General features: G+C 60.9%; 21 protein-coding genes and 3 pseudogenes. 9 read left to right on the forward strand and 15 right to left on the reverse strand.

All coding sequences use genetic code 11. The annotated features are described in order from the left end of the window. From V1279_RS25205 to V1279_RS25225, 5 genes are all read right to left on the reverse strand, one after another. Window positions 1-1,686 (reverse strand): cbb3-type cytochrome c oxidase subunit II, encoded by a 1,686-nt coding sequence (locus V1279_RS25205; protein ID WP_334441408.1) that lies wholly within the window; start codon window positions 1,684-1,686, stop codon window positions 1-3. Further along, complete coding sequence (locus V1279_RS25210; RefSeq protein ID WP_334441410.1) at window positions 1,683-3,140, reverse strand: cbb3-type cytochrome c oxidase subunit I; 1,458 nt, start codon at window positions 3,138-3,140, stop codon at window positions 1,683-1,685. Before V1279_RS25210 ends, V1279_RS25205 begins: the two co-directional genes overlap by 4 nt. Window positions 3,141-3,249: 109 nt before the next feature. Then, window positions 3,250-3,702, reverse strand: a complete 453-nt coding sequence (locus V1279_RS25215) for a c-type cytochrome (RefSeq protein WP_334441413.1) — start codon at window positions 3,700-3,702, stop codon at window positions 3,250-3,252. A gap of 11 nt (window positions 3,703-3,713) precedes the next feature. Further along, the gene (locus V1279_RS25220) at window positions 3,714-4,844 is read right to left on the reverse strand and encodes a metallophosphoesterase family protein (RefSeq protein ID WP_334441415.1); all 1,131 of its coding nucleotides are present in this window, start codon (window positions 4,842-4,844) and stop codon (window positions 3,714-3,716) included. Between the two features lie 129 nt (window positions 4,845-4,973). Further along, window positions 4,974-5,732, reverse strand: a complete 759-nt coding sequence (locus V1279_RS25225; protein ID WP_442894812.1) for a carboxypeptidase regulatory-like domain-containing protein — start codon at window positions 5,730-5,732, stop codon at window positions 4,974-4,976. A gap of 203 nt (window positions 5,733-5,935) precedes the next feature. Here V1279_RS25225 and V1279_RS25230 point away from each other — a divergent pair, with 203 nt between their 5' ends. Further along, window positions 5,936-6,568 carry an SCO family protein gene (locus tag V1279_RS25230; protein ID WP_334441417.1) on the forward strand — a complete coding sequence of 211 codons (633 nt, stop codon included), beginning with the start codon at window positions 5,936-5,938 and terminating at the stop codon, window positions 6,566-6,568. 659 nt (window positions 6,569-7,227) lie between these two features. Here V1279_RS25230 and V1279_RS25235 read toward each other — a convergent pair. From V1279_RS25235 to V1279_RS25245, 3 genes and pseudogenes are all read right to left on the reverse strand, one after another. Further along, window positions 7,228-8,294 (reverse strand): annotated as a pseudogene (locus tag V1279_RS25235) (transposase); the annotation flags it as partial. Between the two features lie 121 nt (window positions 8,295-8,415). Next, on the reverse strand, window positions 8,416-9,573 hold the full coding sequence (locus tag V1279_RS25240) for an MFS transporter (protein ID WP_334441419.1): 1,158 nt from the start codon (window positions 9,571-9,573) through the stop codon (window positions 8,416-8,418). A gap of 6 nt (window positions 9,574-9,579) precedes the next feature. Continuing rightward, window positions 9,580-10,491, reverse strand: a complete 912-nt coding sequence (locus tag V1279_RS25245; RefSeq protein ID WP_334441421.1) for an alpha/beta fold hydrolase — start codon at window positions 10,489-10,491, stop codon at window positions 9,580-9,582. A 263-nt stretch (window positions 10,492-10,754) separates the two neighbouring features. Here V1279_RS25245 and V1279_RS25250 point away from each other — a divergent pair, with 263 nt between their 5' ends. Next, window positions 10,755-11,471 carry a helix-turn-helix transcriptional regulator gene (locus tag V1279_RS25250; protein ID WP_334441423.1) on the forward strand — a complete coding sequence of 239 codons (717 nt, stop codon included), beginning with the start codon at window positions 10,755-10,757 and terminating at the stop codon, window positions 11,469-11,471. A gap of 384 nt (window positions 11,472-11,855) precedes the next feature. Here the strand turns inward: V1279_RS25250 and V1279_RS25255 are convergent, their stop codons facing one another. From V1279_RS25255 to V1279_RS25275, 5 genes are all read right to left on the reverse strand, one after another. After that, window positions 11,856-13,217: an HlyD family type I secretion periplasmic adaptor subunit gene (locus V1279_RS25255; RefSeq protein ID WP_334441426.1), complete on the reverse strand. Its 1,362-nt coding sequence runs from the start codon at window positions 13,215-13,217 to the stop codon at window positions 11,856-11,858. A 23-nt stretch (window positions 13,218-13,240) separates the two neighbouring features. Further along, complete coding sequence (locus V1279_RS25260) at window positions 13,241-15,055, reverse strand: type I secretion system permease/ATPase (protein ID WP_334441429.1); 1,815 nt, start codon at window positions 15,053-15,055, stop codon at window positions 13,241-13,243. A gap of 12 nt (window positions 15,056-15,067) precedes the next feature. Continuing rightward, window positions 15,068-17,140, reverse strand: a complete 2,073-nt coding sequence (locus V1279_RS25265) for a hypothetical protein (protein WP_334441432.1) — start codon at window positions 17,138-17,140, stop codon at window positions 15,068-15,070. Window positions 17,141-17,222: 82 nt separating this feature from the next. Further along, the gene (locus tag V1279_RS25270; RefSeq protein WP_334441434.1) at window positions 17,223-18,092 is read right to left on the reverse strand and encodes a hypothetical protein; all 870 of its coding nucleotides are present in this window, start codon (window positions 18,090-18,092) and stop codon (window positions 17,223-17,225) included. Between the two features lie 126 nt (window positions 18,093-18,218). Further along, a complete protein-coding gene (locus V1279_RS25275) occupies window positions 18,219-18,839 on the reverse strand; it encodes a sigma-70 family RNA polymerase sigma factor (RefSeq protein WP_334441436.1) in 621 nt (206 codons plus the stop codon). Between the two features lie 600 nt (window positions 18,840-19,439). On the opposite strand from V1279_RS25275, the gene V1279_RS37970 reads away from it, so the two are divergent. Both V1279_RS37970 and V1279_RS37975 read left to right on the forward strand, forming a co-directional pair. After that, a complete protein-coding gene (locus V1279_RS37970; protein ID WP_442894914.1) occupies window positions 19,440-19,820 on the forward strand; it encodes an AraC family ligand binding domain-containing protein in 381 nt (126 codons plus the stop codon). A 145-nt stretch (window positions 19,821-19,965) separates the two neighbouring features. Next, window positions 19,966-20,235 (forward strand): helix-turn-helix transcriptional regulator, encoded by a 270-nt coding sequence (locus V1279_RS37975; protein ID WP_442894915.1) that lies wholly within the window; start codon window positions 19,966-19,968, stop codon window positions 20,233-20,235. 229 nt (window positions 20,236-20,464) lie between these two features. On the opposite strand, the gene V1279_RS25285 is transcribed toward V1279_RS37975, so the two are convergent. Beyond that, entirely contained in the window at window positions 20,465-20,860 is a 396-nt protein-coding gene (locus V1279_RS25285; protein WP_334441441.1) for a hypothetical protein, read from the reverse strand. A 279-nt stretch (window positions 20,861-21,139) separates the two neighbouring features. Here V1279_RS25285 and V1279_RS25290 point away from each other — a divergent pair, with 279 nt between their 5' ends. The 3 genes and pseudogenes from V1279_RS25290 to V1279_RS25300 form a co-directional block, all read left to right on the forward strand. Beyond that, window positions 21,140-21,661, forward strand: coding sequence for a hypothetical protein (locus V1279_RS25290; RefSeq protein ID WP_334441443.1), 522 nt, complete (start codon window positions 21,140-21,142; stop codon window positions 21,659-21,661). A 146-nt stretch (window positions 21,662-21,807) separates the two neighbouring features. Next, window positions 21,808-22,182 carry a DUF2934 domain-containing protein gene (locus V1279_RS25295; protein ID WP_334441445.1) on the forward strand — a complete coding sequence of 125 codons (375 nt, stop codon included), beginning with the start codon at window positions 21,808-21,810 and terminating at the stop codon, window positions 22,180-22,182. 471 nt (window positions 22,183-22,653) lie between these two features. After that, window positions 22,654-22,767, forward strand: a pseudogene (locus tag V1279_RS25300) (JAB domain-containing protein); the annotation flags it as partial. A 184-nt stretch (window positions 22,768-22,951) separates the two neighbouring features. On the opposite strand, the pseudogene V1279_RS25305 reads toward V1279_RS25300, so the two are convergent. Beyond that, a pseudogene (locus tag V1279_RS25305) lies at window positions 22,952-23,306 on the reverse strand (hypothetical protein); the annotation flags it as partial. A gap of 222 nt (window positions 23,307-23,528) precedes the next feature. Here V1279_RS25305 and V1279_RS25310 point away from each other — a divergent pair. Together V1279_RS25310 and V1279_RS25315 are read left to right on the forward strand one after the other, a co-directional pair. After that, on the forward strand, window positions 23,529-24,530 hold the full coding sequence (locus tag V1279_RS25310; protein WP_334441447.1) for an ABC transporter ATP-binding protein: 1,002 nt from the start codon (window positions 23,529-23,531) through the stop codon (window positions 24,528-24,530). A 116-nt stretch (window positions 24,531-24,646) separates the two neighbouring features. Then, window positions 24,647-25,624, forward strand: coding sequence for an ABC transporter ATP-binding protein (locus V1279_RS25315; protein ID WP_334446570.1), 978 nt, complete (start codon window positions 24,647-24,649; stop codon window positions 25,622-25,624). Window positions 25,625-25,656 lie beyond the last annotated feature (32 nt).

Below are 25,656 nucleotides of genomic sequence, written 5' to 3' on the forward strand. Positions count from 1 at the left end.
TTACTCCTTGGCGGCCCGTTGCTTGGCCACGCTATTCCCCTTGCCGGCCAGGATGTGATCGCCGCCGCGGCTCGCCGCAGCGCGGCCGCTTGGGATGTAGGCTTTGTCCGGCGTATCGGCCTCGAGCGCAGGATCGTCGAGTGCCCTGCGATCACTGGGGGCGATCGGCAGCGGCTCGCCCGACAGCGGATCCTTGTAGGCCGATAGTGCAAGCACGTAGTAGGAGAGCGCCCAGCGGTCCTCTTCTGACAGCGGATCCCGGTAGGATGGCATGGGCGTGCCGCTCAACCCGGTCGTCATCGTACGGAAGATGTCCTCAACTGTAGGACCTGACTTGAATTGGCCGGCGGTAAGGTCCGCGGGCGGGCTTGGAAAGCCCAGATCGTCCTTCAGCCCGGGAGCCTTTTCGCCATCACCCTTCCCGGTCTGACCATGACACTCCCAACACTTTGCACTCTGCCACACATTCTTGGCGCGAGTGAGCATCTGCTCAGACGGAACAGGCGGCCGCCCGATGTACAGGGGCGGACCTGGCGGTTCTTCCTTGAAATAGGCATAGGGCTTTGCCGGGTCGGAACGGTCGACCGCCAGTTCATACTTGATGTACTGAATGACAGCGAGGCGGTCGATTATATGCAGCTCGTGCCAGGCCGGCATCGCCGTGCCCCGAACGCCGCGCGTAATGGTGCGCAGAAGGTCGCCATCGGTTGGCAACGGCTCCTTGGTCAGCCTGAACTTGAAAACGGCCGCCGCGAAGCTCCTCGGGCGCTGCTTGTACATAAAGGTTGCAGCCTGTCCATTACCGTCGCCGCTCTCCCCGTGGCAGCCGAGGCATCGCCGCTGATAGACCTCTTTGCCGTAGGCGATCCATTCGCTCGATCGCGGCACCGTAGCATCCGTAACTTCGAGCTTTTGCGGCTCAAACAGGTCCCGCCACTTGCCGCGATTCATGCCAAGTTTTTGGAGATAAGCGATGAGCCCCTGCAGCGCTTCTGTCTCGGCGGCGATGTTGACGGTGTCGCCTGTATATTCCTTGTTCGGCGTCCAAATGATCGGAGCCTTGCCGCGCGCCGCCATGGGCACAAACAGAAGTCCATCGGCGTTCGGCGTGAGCTTAATTTGCTCCTTGCTTTCAAATGCGAAGAGCTTCTCAGTAACGGGCGTTCGTTCCAGGCCGCGATTACCAGCTCCGTCATCGACAATCTTGACGGATTCTGCGGGCGTGTCGAACAGTCCCCGAAAAGGCGCCATATTCGAATCCGGCGAGAGCATTCGGGGATTCCAGAAATGCGCGAGATGCCATTCGTCGCTGTATTTGAGCCCGACCCGCGTCAGATCCGGCCCGATACGCCGGGTGCCCCATAGGTGCGGCACGTCGAAGGCGTATTCGCCTGCTTCGGAGACCGGACCCCAACGGCGCGTCTCGCCGGTCACCGGACGCACGTATTGCGAATGGCAGTACCAACACCCCTCGCGTAGATACACCTGGCGGCCGAGCTGCTGCAGCGGCGTATAATCAGTGGCATCGGTCACTATCCATTTGAGCTGACCAAAATCGGTGCGGACCACAGCGGTCACGTCGGTCGTCCGCGCCGTCGGCTCAATAAAGGGTAGGATGCCCTGGGTGACCACGGCGAGAAAGAAGAATAAAACCCCGGCCACCAGAGCGACGAAGCGCGCACTCATTCGGCTGATCCTCCGGCGGGAATCGGGGCTGCACCTGGAGCCTGAATGGGCGCTCTTTCCTCGGCCGGTCGGCTGAGTGCGGTCATCATAAGATTGAAGACGAGCAGCGACATCCCGATGTCCATCGTGATGCCGCTGAGCGTACGCACCAGCCAATAGGCTTTCATCCGGACCACCGTGTCGAGCCACTCGGTGCCATTCATCCATTCGAAGCCTTGCTGCAGACCTCCGGCGGTCAGCACCAGACCCATGGTCGTAATACCGACGGTGATCAGCCAGAACGACCAGTTGCCAAGGGTCCATGACCAAAGCTCGCGTTTGACCGCGCGCGGCCACACGTAAATTAGACCGCCCATCGCCCAGACCACGAACGTGCCGAAAACGGTGAGATGCGAGTGTGAGATGACGAAGTCGGTGAAATGGGTGGGCTGCTGGATCGAGCGCAACGCCTCGGTTGAGCCCTGGAAGCAACCGACCAGATACATCAGCGAACCCATGATCAGGAATTTCGCGGGGAGGTTCTTCCCGAAACCATCCCAACGCCCCTTCACGGTGCCGAAGAAATTCACGAGCACCGTCCACACGGGAATTATCAGCAACATGGAGGTGATGATCGCGAGAGTCTCGGTCCAGTCGGCGATCGGGCTATACAGATAATGGTGGATGCCAACGAAGGGATAGAACAGCGCGAGCGACCAGAAACCCACCAGCGACAGCTGGTGTGCGTAAAGCGGATTGCGCACAGCGACCGGCAGGAAATAGTAGATGAGCACGTAGCCTGCGGGCGTGAGCCACAGTCCGACGATGTAGTGGATGTAGAGGCCATGAAATGCGGCGCTATTAATGCCTGGAATCGTGTAGGGAAGGATGAAGCTACCCAGCAAGAGATTCATCGTCGTCCACACGAAGGCCCCTATGAGATACCAGAGCGCCACATAGAGCGGCGCTTCGAGCCGTTGTGCGATGGTGAGGAGGAACTGTGCCGTCGTCGCTGCGATGACGATGAAGATGGGAATCTCGGCGAAGAGCGGGAGCTCGCCTGCCTCCAGGCCATGGTTCTGCGCAAAAGGCAACGAGATGAGCCCCGCCGCCAAGCTGATGTTATAAAGCCATGCTAGCGGTACGCCCCATTGTGCCCATGGCACCCGCACACCGCAGAGGCGCGGGACCAGATAGTGACATTCGCCAATGAAGAGGGCGGAAAAGGCGCCGAAGATGACGCCATTGACATGAACCGGCCGCAGCCGGCCAAAGGTCAGCCCTAGATTACTGGTCCCAAGATAGTCCGGATAGTTGAAGAGACCTGAGATCGCCACGCCCACCGACGGCGTGACGAGGAGCCAGAACATGCCAAAATAAAGCCAGGTTCGGACCACCCGCCAATCGACCAGATCATCCAAGATGACGCCACTGAACCTGCCGCGCAGTCTCTCTGCAGGAAACACCTCCGCCATGGAGCATTCCCCCTTGCCTGTCTGTTAATGCGCTTTCTCCTGTTCTCGGGAAGACGCGGCTTCGACAGCGACGCCCCGGCCTAGAAACCTCCGGTTCGCAGCATCGAAATCAGAACTTGCCCGGGTTCAACACCGAGCCGCTCTGCGACCAGTAGATGTACGCTTCCAGAGCCTTCATCGCTTCCGAGTCATCGGCGATTTTTTCTCCCTGGTTGGGTTTCTCGATGCACCAATTGATCATGTCGCGCAACGTCGCGAACTTGGCCATCTGGGCTTGGTACTTCGGAAACGTGGCGGGGTGGGTATCGGCCGTCATGGGATGGCACATGGCGCATGCCATTCCCGTTTTGGACAACACGACATCCATCGCCTGCTCGGTTGCAGCATCGCCGTGGAACAGCAGATCGCCCTTGCGGACCTGCTCCATAAACACTTGCTGGTAGGAGTTCAGCAGCTGCGGCGTCACCGGATCCTTGTGCGCACCCGCAGGGCCGACCAGGACGGCAAGTGCTACCGCCGGGGCAGCGCGGAACAGAATGAAACGTGTGATGGGCGCGGTCATGACCATTCCTCCTAGTATGGCCAAATATTATCGGCGATCCGAGGCCGCAAAACCTCGGGAATGCTCTTCGAATAGTCATCCGGTGACTGCGCGAACACCTGCTTACGCCACATGATGTATTCGGCTTCGACTTTGTCCTGGGCGCTGACGTCGATCTTGGCCCATCCTACCCCGTCAAAGTGATCACCAGGGTCGACCCGGATCATCGGCTTGGTCAGCTTCGGCACCCCCTCCGGCGCGTACGGCCAAGGCCATGAGGTTGCCAGCATGCCGATCGAGCGCATGGTGCCGATTTCGTTGTAGAGCACCTGATGCGTGTGACCGTGGATGTTGGTGACCTTGGTGTAGGGCTTGAGCACCTCGTTCACCTCGCGCCAGTCGCGCACCCAGAAGTTCCACGGCGGATAGTACTCGTAGAGCGGATTGTGGCTGAAGATGACGACCGGCCGGTTCCGGTCCCAATTGGCAAGCGTCTTCTGCAACCAGTCGAGCTGATCGCGGCCAACGCCCGCCCACGCGCCGGCAACAGTTCCGTCGAGCGTGGCCATGTGACCCATACGCTCCTCGGGACTCATCTTCCTCGCCGTCCAATAGTCCGGCCCGCGACTGACGGTGTCGAGCCCGACAAAGCGCACGCCCTTGTGGTCGAAGGTCCAGTGGGGCTGACCGAACAGCTCGCCCCATTTCTTGCCCATGTCGAGGTACCAATCGTGCTCGCCCGGAATGTAGACCTTGCGGATGTTGATTTCTTTCAGGATCTCTACACCGAGCTCGAGTTCCTCGACCTTGCCAAGCTGGGCCAGATCGCCGCCGAAGATCAGGAAATCGGCCGGCGGACTCATCGCCTGCACCTCCTTGGCGGCACGCACCGTCTTCTCGACGAAGCGCGTATTGAGTGATTTCGGATAGAGATGGGTGTCGGAAATCCAGGCAAACTTGAATGGCGCCTCGGCCGCATAAGCGACGTCGAGAGTGTTGAGCAGCGGCCACCAGGCGAAGGTCTCGGCTACGGTCGCGGCTCCGACGAGACATGATCTGTGAACAAAGGTGCGCCGGGTAATCCGCAGCGAGGGGTCAGGACGCACTCCGGGCTGTTGGAGCACCGCAGCCATTTCACGCCGGTCGCGCTCAAGCTCGGACATGGGCTTCCTCCCTTGCGATTGGTCGTTACAAGGCGTCGCCCCCTCCCCGCGGCGACTTCGGCTGTTCACCACCTCGCCGGATTCTTGTTCCTTCGGCTCGATTGTCGCCGGTCTAGCCGCAGAAGCCCGTTACTTCGCGCCGGAACCGCCTTGAACCGACGTGGCGCCCTTCTTCAGTTCGATATTCAGATCGCTCGCCTTCCCCGCCGCAACGGTCACCGTCTGCTCGTTCGGGCCGGTGAAGGGTTGGTACGCCACCAGCTTGTAGGTTCCGGCCGGAACGTCGGAGATGGTGAACTTTCCGTCGGCGCCGGTGACGGCGTAGTAGGGATTGTCGGCGACATAGATAAACGCTTCCATCCAGCCATGTGCGTCACAGTCGATGCGCACCTCGCCCGGCCGCGGCAATTCGACGGGAATTCGCTGACCCTGGTTGGGCAGAGCGAGGTTGAACACAGTGCGCTTGCCGTAATAGCCGTGCGTGTTGTGGAGCATCGGATCGCTATTGACGACGTCCAGCCCGCCCACGCGTATCACCTGAATGCTAGGTTCGAACTTGCACTTCTTGTTGTCGATTTCCGGCTTCTTGGCGTCCGCCGGCCAGGCTTTTCCTTTCGCGATATCGGTCAGATACACGACGGCGTTCTGTACGCTCTTGTCCGGCCCCACCTGAATGAGCGTCTCCTCGTAGGGACCGCCGCACACCTCGATGTCCTTGGTCGGAATGACCTTGCGGGTGCCGGGGGGTCCGTTGAACACGACCTTGCCGGTGATCGATCCGCCGCCCGCGACCGGGCCCGCTTCGTAGGCTGGCGCCGGGAGCGGCGTTGCCACCGCCGCGACCATCGCCGACGCCCCGATCAGCCACTTAATGGCTAAGCCAGTCATCACAGCCCTCTCTCGATCTTTGATGTCCGCTGGAACTTCGTCGAGAGCTAACCGCCATTTACAGGGGTTAGGAAAATCAGAACTCCTTTTCGAAACCTTAAGCAAAGCTTATGAAGCCTGAGGGCAAAAATCGTCTAAGAAACACCTGCTGAAACGAGAGGGAGGTTTGTGGCGGATAAGGCCGCAGCCGCGGGAGGCATTTGATGCGTCGCCGTCCCATATTTTCGGATATTGGGCGAGCAATGCCTTTCGGCATTGCTCTCGCGACCGCCTTGGCGTTGAGCCAACCGCTCGTACGCGCGGCCAACTCGCCGGCGACGATCGGCGGCCCGTTCACACTCACCTCACCTGACGGCGCGACGGTCACGGATCAGACCTACCGTGGGAAATGGCTGCTGGTTTATTTCGGCTTCACTTCGTGCCCCGATAGCTGCCCGACGGCGCTCCTTGATATTTCCGCCGCGCTTGAGAAGCTCGGCCCCGACGCCGACAAGCTCCAACCGTTGTTCATCACAATCGATCCGCAGCGCGACACGCCGGACGTAATGGGAACCTACACCCAGTCGTTCGATTCGAGGATCGTCGGACTCACGGGCACGCGGCAGCAGATCGCTGCCGTTGCCCAGGAGTATGGAGTCTATTACGCCCCCCGTAGGAGCGAGCCGGGCGCCGTCGATTACGTCATGGACCACAGCACCTATCACTACCTGATGGACGCTGAAGGCAAATTCGTGCGCGGCTTTGACGCCGACACGCCAGGCGAGCGCATCGCCGAGGCGGTGCGCGGCGCCATGGCAAAGGCTCGCGCATGTGGTCGGGGACCATCAACGCAATGAAGCCCCCGTAAATCTTGAAATCCGTTTGTATACCGTAGGCCAGCAGCCCGAACAGCCAGCCGAGCGAATCATGAAGAAGGTTGGCCGAACTGGGAATTGCAAGCAAGATAGACAGCGCGAGGTGAGATCTCGAATGCGCTGCAAGTAACAGCCGCTTCGACAAGCCTGGAGCATCCGGTGCTTTATCATGTTTAGCGAACGCGAAGTTCCCGCTTCTGGCTGAGAGGTGGTCCCGGCACAGATTTCTCCACGACGCACTCGCTAGTCATAGATGGCTGCTCATGCGCTCGGGTCCAGTGAGCGATGTTGACCTGGCTCAGTCCGTGTCGACTTAGATAATTTTCGCAAGCAGCACGCTTGCGGGCTGCCCGCTCACCCGTTCCATAATCGATCAATTCAGCGAATGTCTTGGCAATGATCGGCCTCGCCAATTTCTGGATTGCGCGCTCTCGAAACATCGAGTTCCTGCCGACACTAAAGCCCAGTACGGCTGCTCACTCTGGCTGTCTCTAGCTTTTCTTTGATCTCCCGGTGCACATCGTGCACACGCCGCCTTCTAACTAGTTGGAAAACCTAAACTCTCGCTCCAATCCATCATGAGGAAGCTTGAGCTAGGTCCAGCCAATGAGAGATGGCCAGGTCGAATATCTTCCGACGTGGGCGCCTCGTGGACCGCGCAGTCGAAGCCGGCCGAGCTTGAGGTGCGCAAACCGCATCTCGATCTTCTTGCGCTCGCGCCGCGACTGCTCAAAGTCCTCGGTGCCAACTAACGATCGGGCGACGTCGCGGGCATGCTCATGGATATCGCGCGGGATCTTGCGTGATGGCTCTTTTGGGCAGCACTTGGGTTTGAGTGGGCATACATCGCAGTCGAGCTTGCTGGCACGATACAGAAGCGTCTTGCCCTCATGCACTGTGCCACTTGTCCCAAGTTGCTTTCCGCCCGGGCAGGGTAGACGTCGCCGGTCGGATGAAAGTCGCCGCGCGAGAAGGTGCCATCGTCTCGCTCCGACGTGTCGTTCACCGGAATATGGGGCGCGATACCCTTCTCCTCGACCAGCCAGTTCAGCATCGGAGCCGCCCCGTAAGCGGTATCGGCCGCAAGCCTATCCGGCTTGAGGCCGAAGCGCTCTTCCGTCCGCTCGATCACGGTCTTCGCCGCACCGACCTCGGCCTGGCGAATGGCGCGGGATGCTTCGACGTCAACGATGACGCCGTACTTCACGTCGATGAGATAGTTGTCGGCGTAAGCGAGGAATGCCGGCCCCTTGTGAGTTCCCGTCCACTGGGCCGCCGGAACTGATGGCGAGACGAACTTTGGGACGACGTCGCTTGCTTTGGGACGACGTCGCTTGCGCCCCCCACGACGTATTATCGAGGGTCGCCAAATACTCGAGCGCTGCTTGTTGGCGTCGGCTTGGATCAGGCTCGCGTCAACGGCAAAACCTTCACCCCCAACCAGTCCGGCCGCGAGGTATGCTTCGATGACCCGCTCGAACACGCGACGGAAGATATCCCCCTCGCGGAAACGCTCGTTGCGGGTACGCGAGAACGCTGAATGGTCCGGGATCGCATCTTCGATGCCGAGCTTGCAGAACCAGCGATAGGCGAGGTTCACCTGTACTTCACGGCAGATCAATCGCTCCGAGCGGATCGCAAAGACATACCCAACCACCAGCATCCGGATCATTAGTTCCGGGTCGATCGATGGTCGACCCCGCCGCGATTCACGTCAACACAACGGAATCACGCTTCGCGGGCTGTCTCAACCGATTTTTGCAACAAAATCCGCCAGAAGCGGCCATTCCCCTCGCGCGATGCACAGTTCACGTGGTGAGAACCGGCACTCAGCATGATATTCTAGGGGCTTGCGATCGGCCCGCGGCAAATGCGGTTCCACTCGCTGCCAGAAGCAACACAGCTCCTCCCCACGCGAGCGCGTTCGTGCTGAACCCGCTGGTTAGCCCGCCTCCCAGGACACTGCCGAGCATCTGTCCGAGATATGTGCCGGACGAATTTAGGGCGGCAGTAGCTGAAGCCAAGTTCGGTGCGATTGCCACCAGTCGCGCTTGCTGAGACGGATGAATAGCGAAGCCGCCGAGCCCCCATATCAGGATCGCCAGCATCGTTAGCTTCATCGATCCTTCTGCCAGGGGCCATATCACGAACGCCGCAATGATCAGCGCCAGACACACAGCGACGACACGTGCCGCACCAGCGCGATCGATAATGCGACTTGCAATGAAGTTGCCGATGAGCCCCGACAACCCGAACCAACCGAACAGAAGGCCAATTTCTCTTGCGTTGACTTCCAGGCGGTCTCGAAGTGCGGGTGCAAGGTAAGTATAAAGGGTAAATTGACCCGCACACTGAAGAATCGTGGTCAGCAACAACCAAAGAAGTGCCGCATTACGCACCAAGGACCGCGACGCATTCCAGTCTACCGGCATATTCGGAAGTTTCGCTGAAATGGCGAGTCCGATCCAGATCGCACTCATGAACGCCATTGCGCCCACAAGGCCCAACGTTGCACGCCAACCAAGAACTGCTCCCAACGCATTTCCTGCGGGTATCCCAATCACAATGGAAAGGGTAAAGCCTAGAAACATCGTGGCGATGGCTCTGCCACCCTGTCCAGACGGTGCTGCCAGCCCAGCGGCGACGATCGAATGCGGGATGACGATCGCAGCAGCGAACCCAGCAAAGACGCGCGCCGCCACGAGCGTACCGTAGGTTGGCGCAATGGCCGCGGCAAACTGCATGGCTCCAAATAACACCAGTCCCGCAGTAATCAGCGCGCGCCGCTCAAGTCGCTTGGTGAGAGGTGTGAGCAGCGGCGCCCCAATCGCGAGGGCAGCCGAATAGGTGGACATCAATTGTCCGGCGCCTGCGGCTGACGTGCCGAGGTCTCTCGCAATCTCGTTGAGCAGACCGCCCACCGCGAAGGCGCCGATCCCCACAACGAAATAGCCGAATGCGAGCGCGACGAGCTGCGTTCTATGCACGCAAACTCACCTGAGCTGAACGAACTGTTTGATCAGCGCAATCAGAATTTCCGGTACGTCCTCCTGGCAGTAGTGACCCGCATTTTCCAATTCGATCACGGCTCCATCCGGAAATGCTGTGCGAAAATGAGTAAGGGCAGTTTCAGGCAGCACGGCCCTATCCCGCATACCCTCGGCAAGCATTGCCGGCTTCCGTCTGACTGCCTCGGCCTGATCCGGCCTCCCGGTCTGAAATTGCGCTTTGCCAAGTGCAAAATCGAGGGGAAAGTTGATCGCACCAATACAGTCCTCCTTGGTTCGGAAATGGGCGCCGTATGCCTGAATCCACGTTTGGTCGACGGCTGCGCTGTTCTCGAATCCAAGAAGCTTCATGACGCTTAAGACTGTCACATCGAGATGACCAAGTACGTTCTCCAGCGATCCATTGTCGTGCGATTTTCGTATCCAGCGAAACCACTCCGATTCCATGTTCTTGGGAAAGAGGTCCGGCTCCAGTGGAAGGCCGAGTGGCACGATTGTATTCAGCAGACAGAGCCGCTTGACATGATCGGGATGACGGCAGGCGAACCCTCCTCCGATCGGCCCACCCCAATCCTGCATGACCAGCGTGATATCGGCGAGGTTAAGCCCGAGGAGGAGCGCCTCGAGATTATCAACGTGTGTTCGGAGCGTGTACTCGCGATCAGCCGGGGTCTCGCTCTTCCCAAATCCCATGTGGTCGGGAACAATGACGCGATGTGATCTGCTCAGCGACGGGATGAATTTTCGATATATGTAACCCCAGGTCGGCTCACCGTGGAGACATACGATCGGCTCTCCATGGCCTTCATCGACGTAGTGCATTCGGAATCCTGGAGCGCTGGTGAAGTTAGGCTTGAATGGATAGGTGCCGTTGAAGGTTTCGTTTGCCGGTATCATTGGAACCTCCTGTTCGAATAGGACAACTGCTCCTTTGGATATGTCGTGGCGTGGGCTCTCGCTTGGGAAAAATTGCTAAAGTTGCCGGGCTGAGCGGAGCATCCGGGCAGCTATGTTGCTTGAGGAACCTGCGGCCAAATTGTTCGTTGTGGGGTATGGCACTCAGCATTCAGCTACTGGCGTCCGGCCCCGGGTGGAGCGTGCGTGATGTAATTTGCGACTACGGGCCGCACGATCACTCCTTCGTGGAGGAGCATGCCGAAATGGCAATCGCATCCGTTACGCACGGAAGCTTTCAATACCGGACGCAGGCTGGATCAGCGACTCTGGTCCCAGGCTCGCTCCTGCTTGGCAATGCCGGCAGCAGCTTCGAATGCGGGCATGAACATGCGCAGGGCGACCGCTGCCTCGCCTTCCATTTTGCGCCGGCGTTCTTCGAGACTGTTGCAGCGGGCGTAATGGACGTGCGCAAGGCGGCGTTCTCCTATGCCAGCGTGCCCCCGACGAGCGAACTCGTCGGCCTGCTGGCTGAGGCGGAAGTGGTCCGCGACGCACGCGATGCAGCCGCACTCGAGGAAATTGCAATACGACTTACGGGTGCCGCGTTGACGATCACGACAGGAAAGCGCGCGGCCACGCGCAGCCCGAACGCGCGCGACGAACGACGGATCACCCAAGCCTTGCGCCGCATTGACGCGCCGGTAGATGAAAACTTCCGGCTCAACTCCCTCGCCCGTGAAGCAGCAATGAGCCCATACCATTTCTTGCGCACGTTCCGCCAGGTGACCGGGATGACGCCGCATCAATATGTTCTCCGTACCCGGCTTCATCGCGCCGCGATACGGTTGCGGACGAGCAGAGATTCGATCTCTGCGATCGCATTCAAGGCCGGCTTCAGAGATCTCGCCACCTTTAACCGACGCTTTCACCGGCTGATCGGCACAACCCCGAGCGCCTACCGCACGGTGGGCAGGATGTAGATCGCACTAGAACACCAAAGGAAGCGTGTCTTTGAACTCCTTCGTTATGGTGACCGGCCGGCCGTTTATGAACCTGCGCAGCCGGCGCGACGACCGGCAGCAGCGATAGGACGATAGCAATCGACAGAAACACGAGGCGCGACATAAGCGCACGATCGAAGGCCGGCTGTTGAGAGGCGATTCAAATCTGAGTGCACAGTGCAGCTCAGCTTCTTCCGATTCGCTTGCGAAACGACCGCCTTGCGCCAACAGCTGCCTTTTGGGGGAATGGCCGCTCCTGGCGCAAGCGGTCATTGACCACGCACCAAAGACGAACGCCGTCAACCACACGATCCCAATTGCAGGTATTCGCGGGCGCTGTTGACGGCAAGATTGCTCGTCCATTCAGGTTTCGCGGAAACCGCGGGAGAAGCTGTCGAAGACCGGCCTCATAATGTACTCGAAAAACGTACGCTCTCCGGTCTTGATGTAGACGTCGGCGGGCATCCCGGGCGTCGGGATGAATTCAGGCATGCGCCTGAGGATATCGTCCTGGTCCAGGCGCACCCGAACGACGTAGAATTCCCGACGCGTGTCACTGTCTGGGCGTGCTTCGTTCTTGGCCTGCATTTGCGCCGCCAAGGCGTCGGCCGACACGTAGATGACGCTCGCTCCGACCGTGGGCGTAATGCGCTGGTTCAGCGCCGACAGCCGCACCAGCGCTTCCTGGCCTACGCTCACGTGCGAAATGTCCTTGGGATTCATGTGTGCCTCGATGATGCGCTCTTCGCCTATCGGCAGAAGCTCAAGGATCACGGCGCCAGGAGAGACGACGCCGCCCGGCGTATGGAAGTTCTTCTTCACCACGATGCCACGGACCGGCGAACGGACTTCGACCCGGTCGACTACGTCTTGGGCGGCGCGAATCTGCTCCTCGACGTCGTCCAGATCCCCCTCGGTCTCGCGCAGCTCCTTGATCGCATCCCGCAGCGCCGTCGAGTGGAGTTGGGCTATCCTCTCGTTGGCCTGAGCGATCCGCTCCTTTGAATCGGCGATGCGACCGAGATACTCGCCGAGGTCTCCGCCGAGACTCGCCTCGGAGCGCCGCAGCGCCAGCACATCCGACTTGCGGACCAACTGCTGTCCAAGAAGCGAATTCTTGTCCTTCAGCTCTTCGGCGAACAGAGTAATACGATCTTTGGTGGACTGCACTTGCGCCTGATATCCGCGAATGCTTTCCTCCAGCCCGGCGATTTGCTTGCCGAGCAGGCTTTCTTCGGTCGCGAGACTAACCCGGCGTGCCCGCAGCTCGGCACGTTGCCGCTCAAGAATCGCTTTGACTTCCGGATCACGTACGCTGCCGCTGAATGCTGCCGGAATTTCGATTGTCTCCATAGAGTTCATTTCGGCTTCGAGACGCGCCTTCATGGCAATCAGTCGATACTTCTTTAGAACCAGCCGCCTCAGCTTGGCATTGACCGCGGTGTCGTCCATGCGAACGAGGATCTGGTTCGCCTCGACCACATCGCCGTCCCTGACCGCAATCTCGCGGATGATGCCGCCCTCGAAGTGCTGGATCAGCTTGTTCTGCCCGGTGGCCACGAACGTGCCCGAGGCAACGACCGCACTGTTCAGAGGAGCTACTCCGGCCCAAACACCGAAACAACCGAGCCCAACGACAAGAATGGCGAGGCCTGCGAAGATAGGCCATTTGGCGCTGAGCGGAACGCCGCGATGCCACTCGCCGATGTCCTTTTTCGCGCTCATGCTGTCCTCCCGCGCTGGTTACCTCACGGGCCGGAGGATTCGATGCGTCGCGGCTGCTCCGGCTTGTCTCCGCCGGACGACCGAACCAGGCGATGCAGCACCTCGCTCGGAGATCCAAATGCTTCGGCGCGTCCGGCCCGCAGAATGAGCACTTTGTCCACGCTGTTCAGCAGCGCCGGGCGCAGGGTTACGACCACCGCGGTGACCCCGCGCTCCTTGGCGCGCTGCAGGGTCTCGGTCAGTGCCTGCTCGCCCGCCGCGTCGAGGTTCGAGTTCGGCTCGTCGAGCACGACAAGGCACGGATTACCGAAGAAAGCCCGCGCGAGCGCGATGCGCTGCTTCTGTCCTCCGGAGAGTGGGCCGCCGCCGCGGTCGAGCACGGTTTCGTATCCTTGCGCCAACTGACAGACCATGTCGTGGATGCCCGAGAACATCGCCGCCTCGTAGATACTCGCGTCGGGCAGATCGTCCCGCATGCGACAGATGTTCTGCTTGATAGTTCCGGGAAAAAGCTCGACCTCCTGGGGCAGGTAGCCGGTATATTCCCCGAACTGGCGGCGATCCCAGTTGCGCAGCTCCGTTCCCTCCAGCCTGACCTTGCCGGCGGTCGGCACCAAACAGCCCACCAGCATGCGCGCGAGCGTCGACTTGCCCGATCCTGACGGCCCGACAATGGCTAGAGACTCTCCGGGCGCGAGCTCAAGCGACACACTGTTGAGCACCGCCTCCTTCGAGCCGGGCGGCAGGTACAAGACCCGATCCACGGTCAGGCGCCCTTGCGGTTTGGGCAGGCGCAGCTTCGGCGTCTCGCGCTGGAATGACTCGACCGCCTCCTTGACCCGCGCATAGGCCGATCGCGCCTGAACGCAACTGCGCCATCCCTCGATCAAGCCCTCGAGCGGCTGCAGGGCGCGGCTGGCAATGATCGCGGCAGCGATCATCATGCCGCCGGTGATCTCGGCTTGAAGGGCCAAATAGGCGCCCGTGCCGAGGATCGCAATCTGGGCCACGAGCCGGACGAACTTCGACGCACCGCTGATCCAGAAGTTCCGGTCGAGGGCCTGGCTTTGCACCGTCAGGGCCGGTGCCTGCCGGCGACCCCAATGGAGAATGCTCTCGCTCAGCATTCCCATTGCATTGATCACCTGCGAATTTCGCGCCAGCGACTCGGCCGCCGCATCGGCCTCGGCGGCATGCAGGCCTGCCTGGCCCAAGCGCTCGGAGGTCGCTTTCTGGTTGATCAACGCAATCAGCGCCAGGGCCAGGCCCGACACGACGGCGATGTAACCGAGATCTCGGTGAACGAGGAATATGACTCCGAAGTAAAGCGGCGAGAGCGGCGCGTCCATCAGCAGAAGCACGACGGGGCTCGAGAGGAATCCGCGCACCTGGTGAAGGCTGCGGATCGCCTGGATGGTCCCACCCTCGCCGGCCCTGGCGTTGTTGATGCTGCTCGCCAGCACCGGGCCGCCGAGCAGGACCTCCATCTTGGTCGCAAGACGCCCCAGTACCTGGCGACGCAGAATGTCGACGATCGAGAGAATGCCGATGAACCCCAGCGCCAGAGCCGAGAGCATCAGCAGCGTTTCGAGGCTGCGGCTCGCCAGCACGCGGTCGGATAACTGGAACAGGTACAACGGCATCGTGAGCATCAGCAGGTTCACGACGACCGAAAATGCTACGACCGCGATCAGGTTCGTGCGCGCGACCGAACGCCAGGCGGCCAGCGGGTTGACAGGTCCAACGTGATCGGCGCGGGCCTCCGTAGCGGGCGGAACGCGAAGCTGATCCGCAGAAGGGTCGTGCGGCGGAATGCTTACTGGTTCGACTGCCGCCATCTTCGCCCCCCGCTATAGGATGGCATTTCCAAGGTGATCGACTGGATGAGTTGTATCCACGACGTCGGGAGGCGGTGGTGCGTGCTTCTGGTCGGCAACCGCCGGCTCCGAAGTGTCGTGAGCCGACGCGGCATCGGTCGGAGACACGTCATCCTGCGGGGGAACGACGATGTCGCTGCTCAGCGTGACGCCGTAGTCGGTGTACTGGTTTCCGGTGTACAGAGCATTTGCTGGAGGCGGTGGCGCGTCGTCCAAGGCGATCACGTCGCCTGCGACGGGGGCTGGATCGACAGCGTCATTCGATACCTCCGTTACAACGTTGGCCGGCGCAGCGGTCGCGGATGCCGGAACCTCGATCGGTGCGTCAGCCGCGGTGGCGAGCGCGAGAAGGGTATCGGCTGGGTCGGAGGCTTGACTACCGCTGCTGGTATCCGGCGCTGTCGAATCTGATGCGTCGGTAGTCGGATCGCTCGGCGCGGCAGCGGTTGTGGCGAGCACCGGCTCGATCGTATCAACGGCCGGCGCCACACTCGCAAGAGCATCGCTCACCACATTGCCGGTGTCGGCCGGATCTGGCGCGTCGGTCGTCGGATGGCTCGGAGCGGCGGCGGTTGGGGTGAGCACCGGCCCGATCACATCAACGACCGGTGCCGCACTTGCAAGAGCATCGCTCGCCACATTGCCGGTGTCGGCCACCGGCCCCGCAGTCGCGGTGGCGTCATTCGTCAAGCTGCCAAGCGTGTCCACGCTGTCGGTCGCGGTCGTGAGCACCGGCTGCGCCGCCGCCACGACCGGCGCCGCCACGTCGACCACGTCATCGACCAGCGTCCCCGCGCTGTCGGTCGCGGTCGCGAGCACCGGCTGCGCCGCCGCCACGACCGGCGCCGCCACGTCGAGCACGTCATCGACCAGCGTGCCCGCGGTGTCGGTCACGGTCGTGAGCACCGGCTGCGCCGCCGCCACGACCGGCGCTGCCACGTCGACCACGTCATGGACCAGCGTCCCCGCGCTGTCGGTCGCGGTCGCGAGCACTGGCTGCGCCGCCGCCACGACCGGCGCCGCCACGTCGACCACGTCATGGACCAGCGTGCCCGCGTTGTCGGTCACGGTCGCGAGCACTGGCTGCGCCGCCGCCACGACCGGCGCTGCCACGTCGACCACGTCATGGACCAGCGCGCCCGCGGTGTCGGTCACGGTCGCGAGGACCGGCTCCGCCGCCGCCACGACCGGCGCTGCCACGTCGACCACGTCATCGACCAGCGCGCCCGCGGTGTCGGTCACGGTCGCGAGGACCGGCTCCGCCGCCGCCACGACCGGCGCTGCCACGTCGACCACGTCATTCACCAGCGGACCCACGCTGTCGGTCACGGGCGCGAGGACCGGCTCCGCCGGCGCCAAGGCTGGCGCAATCGTGCCGACCAAGTCATTGCTCAGATTGCCGACGCCTCCAAGTAGGCCGGCGGAGCCAATGATCGACGGATCAAAGGAGTCGCCAGGTACATTGGACTGAACGGGCCCGAGCGTTGACCCACCCGTCGGTTGACCGCTTCCGACACGGGAATCCGCTGACAGCAAGTTGACGGAATTATCGTCGATTGAGGCGTGAGTGTCATGATGACGGGAATCGGCATCATCGCCGCCTCCGCCTCCGCCTCCGCCGCCCCCGCCTCCACCCCCAGCGGCGGCGACAGCTTCTTCGCTGCGGGCGGCACTCGGCTTGGCCGCGTCTTTCTGCGGCTGCGTCAGAAACTCGGTCGGATCGAGCTGGACCGCATGCGCCTCCGACGACGCGGCGGGCTCCTCGGCCGTCTCATCCTCTGTGCTCGTTTTCGAGGGATCATGAGCCGGCGAATCGTCATTCGCAGCCTGCTGCGCCGCGCCTGCCAGAGCGGCTTTCGCCTGCTCCTCGGCCGCCGCGGAATTGAACGTGGCGGCGAGAAACTCCTCGCCGGCAATCAGCGGGGCAATGAAGAACGGCCAGGTCAAGAAACCAAAAGAGCCGGCTCGCTTGTTTGCACGCTGCGCTCCGGCTTCGAAGATCTTCTGCTCTTGTTCGAACAGTTCGCGTTTTTCTACTTCGCTCATGACCGTCGCCCTTCATCTCGTTATCTCGCCCCACTCACAAACTCGCCCGGCGAATTTACTGCCGGGCGAGCCTTTTCGGACATCAGGCGTGATTCACTCCTTCGTGCAACGTCACGTCGTCTTGCCCTATGTCGAACTGATCCGCCGGGCCCATCTGGCCGATGGCGTAATCCAGCGCATGGTCGGACGACATCGAAGCGAGCGCGCCCTGGATGTCACCCGAATGATCCGGACCGCGCGAGCCGAAATCACCTCGGGAGAAGTCGAACCTTGCCAGCATTTCACCCGGGCTATGATTGGTGTCTGCACTGCCCTTGCCACAGTCGTCTGACGGCCTGGGGGCGCAATAGTCCTTCTGCGGTTGGCAGTCCTTCGGTGGGCAATAGTCCTTCGGCGGCTCGCAGTAGTCCTTGTGCGGTCGGCAATCGTCGTTCTTGGCGTCCTTCCAACCACCGTCGTGCTTGCCGTGGTCGCCCTTGCCATCCTTCGAGTAGTCGTCCTTGCCGTGCTTCGAATGGCCGTCCTTGTGGCCGTCATCGGAGCAGTCATCGTTCTTGGCGTGCTTCGAATAACCGTCCTTGTCGCCATGCTTGGAATCACCGTCCTTGTCGCCGTCCTTCCAGTGGTCCCGACCCTTGTGATCGTCGTCGTTCTTGCCGTGCTTATCATCCTTGCCGTGCTTCGAATGGCCGTCCTTGTCGCCGTCCTTCCAGTGATCGCGATCCTTGTGATCGTGGTCATTCTTGGCGTGCTTCGAGTAATCATCCTTGCCGTGCTTGGAATAATCGTCCTTGTCGCCATTCTTCCAGTGGTCACGACCCTTGTGATCGTCATTCCACTTGGACTCCTTGCCGTCGCCGCAGTCGTCGGGCCTGGCTGGCTTGCAGTCCTCGCGTGGCATTGGAATCGGCTTCGGGTGGAAAAAGCTCGTAACGTTGTTCAGGATTGACATGGCTTCGCTCCTCGCTTCGGGTTTGCGACGGTCGCGGGCACATGCCTTGTCCGGATCATCACGCCGTCACCCTTAACTGTCGCCGACGCTCCCCGATGGATGCAGCGGCGAAAAATAAATTCACACTCATTCGATCTGCCGGCGCATGGCCACGAGTTCTCTCCGGATCCACGCCTTGACGGTTCCCACCGGTACCCCGAGGTATTCGGCGATCTCCTGGTGCGTGCAGCCGTCGATGATCGCCAACAGCAGGCTCGCGCGGTGCCTTGGCTCGAGCTGATCGAGCATGGCCCGTAGCGTCATGCTGTCCGGGATGCAGGACGCGGGGTCCTCCGGGACGGTCTGTTTCCGCTCGCAGATGGCGTTCAGCGTGTCTTCGCCGAGCGCGAGTTCGCGCCTGGCATTCTCCCGCATCTTGAGCGCCGTGTTGCGGACGATCGCGTAGATCCAGCATCGGGCGGATCCGCGTGCAGGATCGAAGTCTCTTGCATCTCGGAGAATCTGCGCGAATGCCTCATGGATGACGTCCTCCGCGCGTGACATGTCGTGGACGATGCGGTGTGCCATCGCGCGCAACTGGTCCTTCTCCCGGGCGTAGATTTTGCCGACGGCAGACTGCGATCCGGAGGCGCACTCGAGCAGCGCCGTCTCGTAGTTGAGAGTCTCGCAATTGAGATATGTATTGAGATCCCGCGCTGCGCTGGAGTGAGACTCTGCCGTTGTAAAGCCGGCGCCTGGGTGGGGCATGGTCGAACTCACCCTGTCGTAACGCACACGCAACCACTATTCCCGGAGAAGGAATATTTGTGATGAACTGCATTTCCAAGAAATGCCGATGGTGGTGGTGATGACGACCTGCATTTCCTAGAAATGCAAAGCGAGCTGTTGGAAAACTCAAAGCCAGCGGCATGAGTTTTGTTCCGGAAAAATTTTTCACTCGCCGCCATCGCGTCGTCGCCAGGGCGTACACCGCGCTTCACACTTCATGCAGGTTGCCACGCGAGCCGCGCTGGCCACACCGAGGCAGAGCGTCCCGCGCGGAGTACGGCTCCCGCAGCAAGTTGGTGATTCCGTTGGGCTTAACCTTGTTCTCCAACTGTCAATCCTAACTTGCTCTTGTCCGATTTATCCCATTCTGCGTGCCGGGAGTGGGCTCATGACGAATGGTTCGGGACATCAGCGCGACGGTGCACCGCGACTTTTCCGCTCAAGTCGACCGTCTGCACCGGATACCGCTTGCCTGGCTGATCACGGGTGGGGTTGGCGCTGATGATAGCCACCACTGGAAGACTAGCAGCCAAGTTTAAACTAAGGGTGTTAGACCCGGCTCAGCTCGTCGTAGAAAAAATGCCGGCGAGTCGATACCGCTTCAATCGACAAAATGCGCGCTCTGCTGGCGTGTGGGGGCGGCGTAGCCGATACCGCCACGAAGAGCTAGTGATCGCGATCACCGAGATCGGCGGCTCCGTGATCCAGAGCCGCGGCGTCGTCGACAATGCCGATACATCGGCACTGCTGGTCTTCAACCCGTCCGGACCTCATGCGGGATGGATGGGCGCAAGCTGCCACTGGCGCTACCGGTCGCTTTACCTCGAACAGAGCGCGCTCGACGATCTCTCGCGCACTCGGCACCGATCGTATTCCCTACTTCACCCGCAATTGGATTGCCGATCCCGAACTGGCCAGCAATCTGCATGCGCTGCATCGCGCGCTCGACGGCGAACATGATCCGCTGCTGCAGCGCGAATTGATGGTCACGAGCTTCGGAGCACTGTTCAGGCGTCACGGCAGCGGCGGGCTGCGCGTCGAGCCCGTGCCGCGCGACCGCGTGCGCGTCGAAAGGGCGATCGAGTACATCCGAGCGCGATTGGCGATGCCGATTTCCCTGGCGGACCTGAGCGACACGCTCGATCTCACGCAATTTCAGGTCATCAGGCTGTTCAAGCGCACGATCGGCATGACACCGCATGCCTATGTCCTGCAACTGCGGCTCGACGCCGCCCGGCGCTATCTCGCGACGGGATCGCCGATTGGCGATGCCGCGGTCGCCGCCGGGCTCTACGATCAGAGCTCGCTGACGCATCACTTCAAGCGAAGCTACGGGCTCACCCCGCTGCAGTTCGCTCAGGCTACACGAGCCTGAGCCAAGCCTTATCGCGAACTCAGCGCTTGCGGACATTCACTCTCGGAAAGCGGGCGATATGCCACTTCTCCGGGGATCGTTCCGATCACTTCGTATTCGTCCCAGTCCCGCTTGGACTCGGTTGTGCCGTGGCATGTAGGGCATTTCACGAAGTGCCACCTGTCGGATTTTTCCTTTGCCTCAGCTTCCAGCCGTGAGCCGGATCCGTCGTTGCACCCTCTGACCAAACTTAGATGCCGCGTAGATTCGATCGCGGTCGTGCCACAAAAAATCCTCTCTTTTGTCGGTCACTCAAGGCATCGGCGGTCTGCAATGACGCACTAAGGATGCGAATGAAATGAAAAAGAGCGCAGGGGTCGCGGGGTTGGCTGTTCTCGCCACTGTCGGAATGCTTGATCCTCCCGGTGTTGTCGGCAACCAGGCTGTTGCCCAGATGAATTGGCTTACGCCTCACCTCGAATCGCAGCGCCACCACAATATTCGGCGTCACCAGCAGCGCCTGCACGAGCAACGTCTGCAGCGTCAAGGAACGGCGCAAGATCAGCCGCGGCGGCCCCCAGTCTCGCCAGGACCGGATCCGGTGCGCCGCGAGCAGTTGAAGCGTCAGCTTGAGCCTGAGTATCATCGGCGGGTGCAGCTATACGGCAAAGCAAGTGCCGACGACTGGGTGAGGCGCACCGCCTGGCAGCTTGGGGTCGAAGAGGGACGAAGGGCCCGGCAGCGCGCCGAGAACCAGTGACGTTGGTCTGAGCCGCAACGGCTCGGCGAGAGCAAGGGATTTCCGAAACTCTGATCGAGGCAGGTGCCCGCGATGTTAGCGAGAACACCGTTAGTCAGCCTTGCCGTTTCAATCGCATGTGCCGCTTTCGTTTTCAGTGCGTCGCTGTCACCCGCGGCCGCACAAGTGAGCGGCTACCTCGGAGTTCCCGGTCCAATCCAGTTCGATGGCAAGTCCTACAAGCTGGTCTGGAGCTCCAGGCCCACGCCCGGCTACGCGAAGCAGGAGTATCTGCCATCCGACCAGAGCATCGGCAGCTATACGCAGATGCTGATCGTCGAGAGGGTGACAGGCGATCTGACGGTGACGGGCGCTGTTCGCGCCCAGGTCGACATGTTGAAGAAGCGGAAGGCCACTGACCCGCTCGTGAACATGAATGTGATCGAGAACTCCAATGCCGGAGAAGCTCTGCTCGACTTCATCGTAAGTTCGAAGGACCCGAAAGGCGAATATGTCGTCGAATGGAACGGCTATCGCTATGCGCCGCTAAAGGGCGCAGCGGACAAGTCCGGCGTGCTCCTGTTCGCCATCAGTCACCGGGCCTACGGGAACGACAATGCAAAGAGTTTCATGGGGCAACTGAAGAATGTCCGGGCGGCGCAGATCGCCGCGTTGACGAAGGCTGCCATGCCCAGCGTGGGGCAGTAGGCTGTGAGCCTTTCCATTTCGGTCTCACAGATGGCATGGATCGTTGCAACCACTGGACTGATTGCATCGATCATCGTTCTTGTTCGTGTTTACTACCATGCGCAATCCGCTGTGGTTATGATGGTGTGACAGTCATCGAATAAGGCATGACGACGAAGTTTCAGTCTGCGGTGCAGAGAAATTCCGCCACTGATAGCAACTCCGGCAGTTGTCGAAGAGGATATCTTTGGTTTCAGGTGCAAGCCGCAAATTTCGTCGGCTCGGAAACTCTCTGGTTGAGCGCCTACTTGGGAAACACCCATATTATTGGTCGTCCCCGACTCAGCTCGAAGGAAGTCACAGTGGCAGATTCCCAGAAGATGAAGATCACACGGCGCGCTTACGAGCTGTGGCTGCAGGCAGGTGAGCCGAAAGATAGAGACGAAGAGTTTTACGTTCAGGCTGAGCGAGAATTGAACGAGGCTCCAGAAAATGCAATCACTGCAAAAATCTCGCCGGCACCGTCTCAAGGACGGCTCTAACTTCACCCTGCTACTGAATTTGTTGCCACAACTGCATTTGACCTCGATTGCGATGAAATTCCCGAGAGCGACCAGCGCGTCGCTGGTACTTTGCAGCCGTACACGGCGGCTACAGGACGCCGCCGGGTTGCTGTGTGTATGACTATTATGGAAGCTCATTCAGAAGCTTCGACGATTAAGCCGCAAATCCAGTTTGGGTCATTAACGCAAGCTGAATAGCGCTCTCCCTCGTCCGCTCCCCCTCGATAACGACCTGGCCAGGGCCGCTGGCCGCCCAAATGTCACGAAACTGCCGCTACGGCCTGACGGGCTTTTCCTGACATTCTCGATCCAGGCGCCAGTTTTAGTATGCCTTCGTTCGCGAGCAGCGGATCGAATCCGCCATAGACCAATCCGTGTCATCAAAACCATCTTCGGGCATATCGAAAGCACGAGGTGAATACAGGTGAAGCAGTTCTTCCATCTAGTAATCAGATGACGAAAGCGATCGTCGACATCGCCACCCCGCTCGGCATTTCTGTCCACGACCACATCATCGTCGGCAAGAACGGGCATGCGAGCTTGAGGGGACTGCGGCTAATTTGACAGGCCGGATGGGACCTTCCGCTTCGTCAAGTGCAACTGCCGCCCGCGCGGCATCTATGAAATCGACACGGCTGTCGAGCGCCCGCGCAAGGCTTCGGCCGCACTGTTCACGATCGGCGTTTCGTGTACGTTGAAGCCGAGGTTCGCCAAACATTATGCGGACACGTGGCCAAAGCGATTTGGCCTAGATCGATGCCGGCAGAGCTATCGCCGAATCCTGGCGACGGACGAGATCGGGCGGCAGCTTGAGCTTGCAATTTGATGATCGTTCGCCGGTGAACTTCAAACCTTGGATGGCTTTTGGGAACTGGTCGCAGCCCCGGAGGCGTCGCCAGCGTTTCTGAGCGGCCTTGACCACCTTGAAGACCATAGCCAGCGCGGTCTTGTTCGACAGGCAGCCCTTCGATCGGATCGTCCTGTGCCGTACCGTCGCAAACGTGCTCTCGGGTTGATCGTTCGCAAATGCAGCAACGCTCAACCGGGACGTCGTAGAACGCCAAGAGAGCGTCGCGATCCTTGATCGGGCAATCGACGGCCTTCCGGCAGCCCTCCGGCGTCGCGCCAGTGATGACCAGGATGCATTGCGGCTGGTGGGCAGCCGGGCCGATGCATTCAAGACTTTGGTCTAAATTGTCGCAGTACCATAGGATTGGGTTTGACTTGCGGCCGAGAGGCTCGAAAGATCAAGACGTAAATGGAGGCGGGTCAGGTCGAACGGCTGAAAGGCCATCTGTACAGTGACGGATGACGAGAGGCGCGAGGTGTCCAGGCTTCTCGAGATAGACAGGTTGCAAACCTACTTCTTCACGGCGGCCGGTGTGGTCAAGGCCGTCGACGGCATCAGCTTTGATATCAATCAGGGCGAGACGATCGCCATCGTGGGCGAGTCCGGATGCGGCAAGTCCGTCAGCGCGCTCTCGATCCTGCGGCTGGTCGCCGATCCGCCCGGCCGCATCATTGGCGGCAGCATTCGCTTCCAGGACAGGGACCTGCTCAAGCTGAGCGATGAGGAAATCCGGGAGGTCCGGGGCAAGGACATTGCCATGGTGTTTCAGGAGCCGATGACCTCGCTCAATCCAGTCCTGACGATCGGCCGACAGCTTACCGAGACCATGGAGCAGCATCTCGACATGAGCCACGATCAGGCGGTCGCGCGTGCGATCGAGCTGTTGGGCATGGTGGGGATTTCGGATCCTGAGCGTCGACTGAGGCAGTACCCGCACCACTTCAGCGGCGGCATGCGCCAACGCGTGATGATCGCCATGGCCTTGTGCTGCGAGCCCAAGCTGATCATCGCCGACGAGCCTACAACCGCGCTCGACGTGACGGTTCAGGCGCAGATTCTCGAGCTGATGAAGAATCTGACGCGACGCATGGGCGTGGCGCTGATCGTCATCACCCATAATCTCGGTATCGTCGCGCGCTATGCCGACAGGGTCAACGTCATGTACGCGGGCAGGATCATCGAGAGCGCACCCGCGCACGATATTTATCACCGTCCCCGCCATCCCTACACGCTGGCGCTGCTGCGTTCAGTGCCGCGGATGGATCAGCCGCGCCGGGCACGGCTCGATCCGGTGCAGGGCCAGCCGCCCGACCTTTCGCGCCTCGGCGCGGGCTGCTCGTTCCAACCGCGCTGCGGCTTTGCCGTTGCACGCTGCGCCAGCGAGTCGCCTCCGTTGGAGCGGGTCGATGGCGGCGATCATCTCGCGGCATGCTGGGAGGCAAACACAGTAGCCAGATCTCTCACGAGGTCGTCATGACCCCCATCGAATCAACCGGCGCGGCACGGCAGAGCGCCCAGGCAGCGGTGCGGGTATCGCCCGTCGCGCAGGACGTCGCGCTCGAGCATAGGCGCCAATCCGAAAGGCGCGTCCACCTGGCGCCGGAGTTGGTCACGATCCGCGACCTGAAGATGCATTTTCCAGTGACCGAGGGCGCTCTCTTCTCCAGACAGGTCGCCCAGGTGAGAGCTGTCGACGGCATCAGCTTCACCATCCGCAAGGGTGAGACGCTCGGATTGGTCGGCGAGTCGGGGTGCGGCAAGACCACCACCGGTCGGTGCATCCTGCGGCTCGAGCATCCGACCGCGGGCGAGATCCTGTTCGACGGCAAGAACCTGGTCGACCTCGATCAGAAATCGATGCGGGCGCTGCGGCAGAAGATCCAGGTGATCTTTCAGGATCCTTATAGCTCCCTCAATCCGCGGATGAAGATCGGCGAGATCATTTCCGAGCCGATGATGGTGCACCGGACCGAGCCGAACAAGGCAGCGCGTGATGCGCGGGTCATGGAATTGCTCCGCCTGTGTGGCTTGGATCCCAGGTTTGCCGACCGCTACCCCCACGAGATGAGCGGCGGCCAGCGCCAGCGTGTCGGCATCGCGCGTGCCCTGTCGGTGCGTCCGGAGTTCATTATCTGCGACGAGGCCATCTCGGCACTGGACGTGTCAATTCAGGCGCAGATCATCAATCTGCTCGAAGATCTGCGGGAACAGTTCGGTTTGACCTATCTGTTCATCGCGCACGATCTCAGTGTCGTCCGCCACCTGTGCCATCGAGTCGCAGTCATGTATCTCGGCAAGATCGTTGAACTGGCCGATTGTGACGAGTTGTACGGTAATCCGCTGCACCCCTATACGCAGGCGCTTCTCGGAGCCGTGCCGGTGCCGGACCCCGACATGGAGAAGGCCCGCGCCTACCGGATCGTGAAAGGCGAGGTGCCGAGCCCGATGAATCCGCCGCGGGGATGCGTGTTTCATCCGCGCTGTCCGCTTGCGATCGACAGCTGCGCCAAGAACGTTCCGGAGCTTCGGGAGCTGCGACCCGGCCATTGGGTCGCTTGCGCCGTCATTTGAAAGCCCCGTGCGAGGGGCGATCGGACCTTAAG

Source organism: Bradyrhizobium sp. AZCC 1610, assembly GCF_036924515.1.
In the GTDB taxonomy this organism is placed as follows: Bacteria; Pseudomonadota; Alphaproteobacteria; order Rhizobiales; family Xanthobacteraceae; genus Bradyrhizobium.

Bases quoted from the DNA above. Each gene is read 5' to 3' on its own strand.
- V1279_RS25260 (WP_334441429.1), bottom strand. From the start codon at position 15,055: ATGGCGGCAGTCGAACCAGTAAGCATTCCGCCGCACGACCCTTCTGCG.
- V1279_RS25220 (WP_334441415.1), bottom strand. From the start codon at position 4,844: ATGTCCGAGCTTGAGCGCGACCGGCGTGAAATGGCTGCGGTGCTCCAA.
- V1279_RS25295 (WP_334441445.1), top strand. From the start codon at position 21,808: ATGACGACGAAGTTTCAGTCTGCGGTGCAGAGAAATTCCGCCACTGAT.
- V1279_RS25255 (WP_334441426.1), bottom strand. From the start codon at position 13,217: ATGAGCGCGAAAAAGGACATCGGCGAGTGGCATCGCGGCGTTCCGCTC.
- V1279_RS25205 (WP_334441408.1), bottom strand. From the start codon at position 1,686: ATGAGTGCGCGCTTCGTCGCTCTGGTGGCCGGGGTTTTATTCTTCTTT.
- V1279_RS25275 (WP_334441436.1), bottom strand. From the start codon at position 18,839: ATGCCCCACCCAGGCGCCGGCTTTACAACGGCAGAGTCTCACTCCAGC.
- V1279_RS25270 (WP_334441434.1), bottom strand. From the start codon at position 18,092: ATGTCAATCCTGAACAACGTTACGAGCTTTTTCCACCCGAAGCCGATT.
- V1279_RS37975 (WP_442894915.1), top strand. From the start codon at position 19,966: ATGCCGATTTCCCTGGCGGACCTGAGCGACACGCTCGATCTCACGCAA.
- V1279_RS25250 (WP_334441423.1), top strand. From the start codon at position 10,755: ATGGCAATCGCATCCGTTACGCACGGAAGCTTTCAATACCGGACGCAG.
- V1279_RS25245 (WP_334441421.1), bottom strand. From the start codon at position 10,491: ATGATACCGGCAAACGAAACCTTCAACGGCACCTATCCATTCAAGCCT.
- V1279_RS25210 (WP_334441410.1), bottom strand. From the start codon at position 3,140: ATGGCGGAGGTGTTTCCTGCAGAGAGACTGCGCGGCAGGTTCAGTGGC.
- V1279_RS25230 (WP_334441417.1), top strand. From the start codon at position 5,936: ATGCGTCGCCGTCCCATATTTTCGGATATTGGGCGAGCAATGCCTTTC.
- V1279_RS25265 (WP_334441432.1), bottom strand. From the start codon at position 17,140: ATGAGCGAAGTAGAAAAACGCGAACTGTTCGAACAAGAGCAGAAGATC.
- V1279_RS25285 (WP_334441441.1), bottom strand. From the start codon at position 20,860: ATGATACTCAGGCTCAAGCTGACGCTTCAACTGCTCGCGGCGCACCGG.
- V1279_RS25215 (WP_334441413.1), bottom strand. From the start codon at position 3,702: ATGACCGCGCCCATCACACGTTTCATTCTGTTCCGCGCTGCCCCGGCG.
- V1279_RS25225 (WP_442894812.1), bottom strand. From the start codon at position 5,732: ATGACTGGCTTAGCCATTAAGTGGCTGATCGGGGCGTCGGCGATGGTC.
- V1279_RS37970 (WP_442894914.1), top strand. From the start codon at position 19,440: ATGCCGGCGAGTCGATACCGCTTCAATCGACAAAATGCGCGCTCTGCT.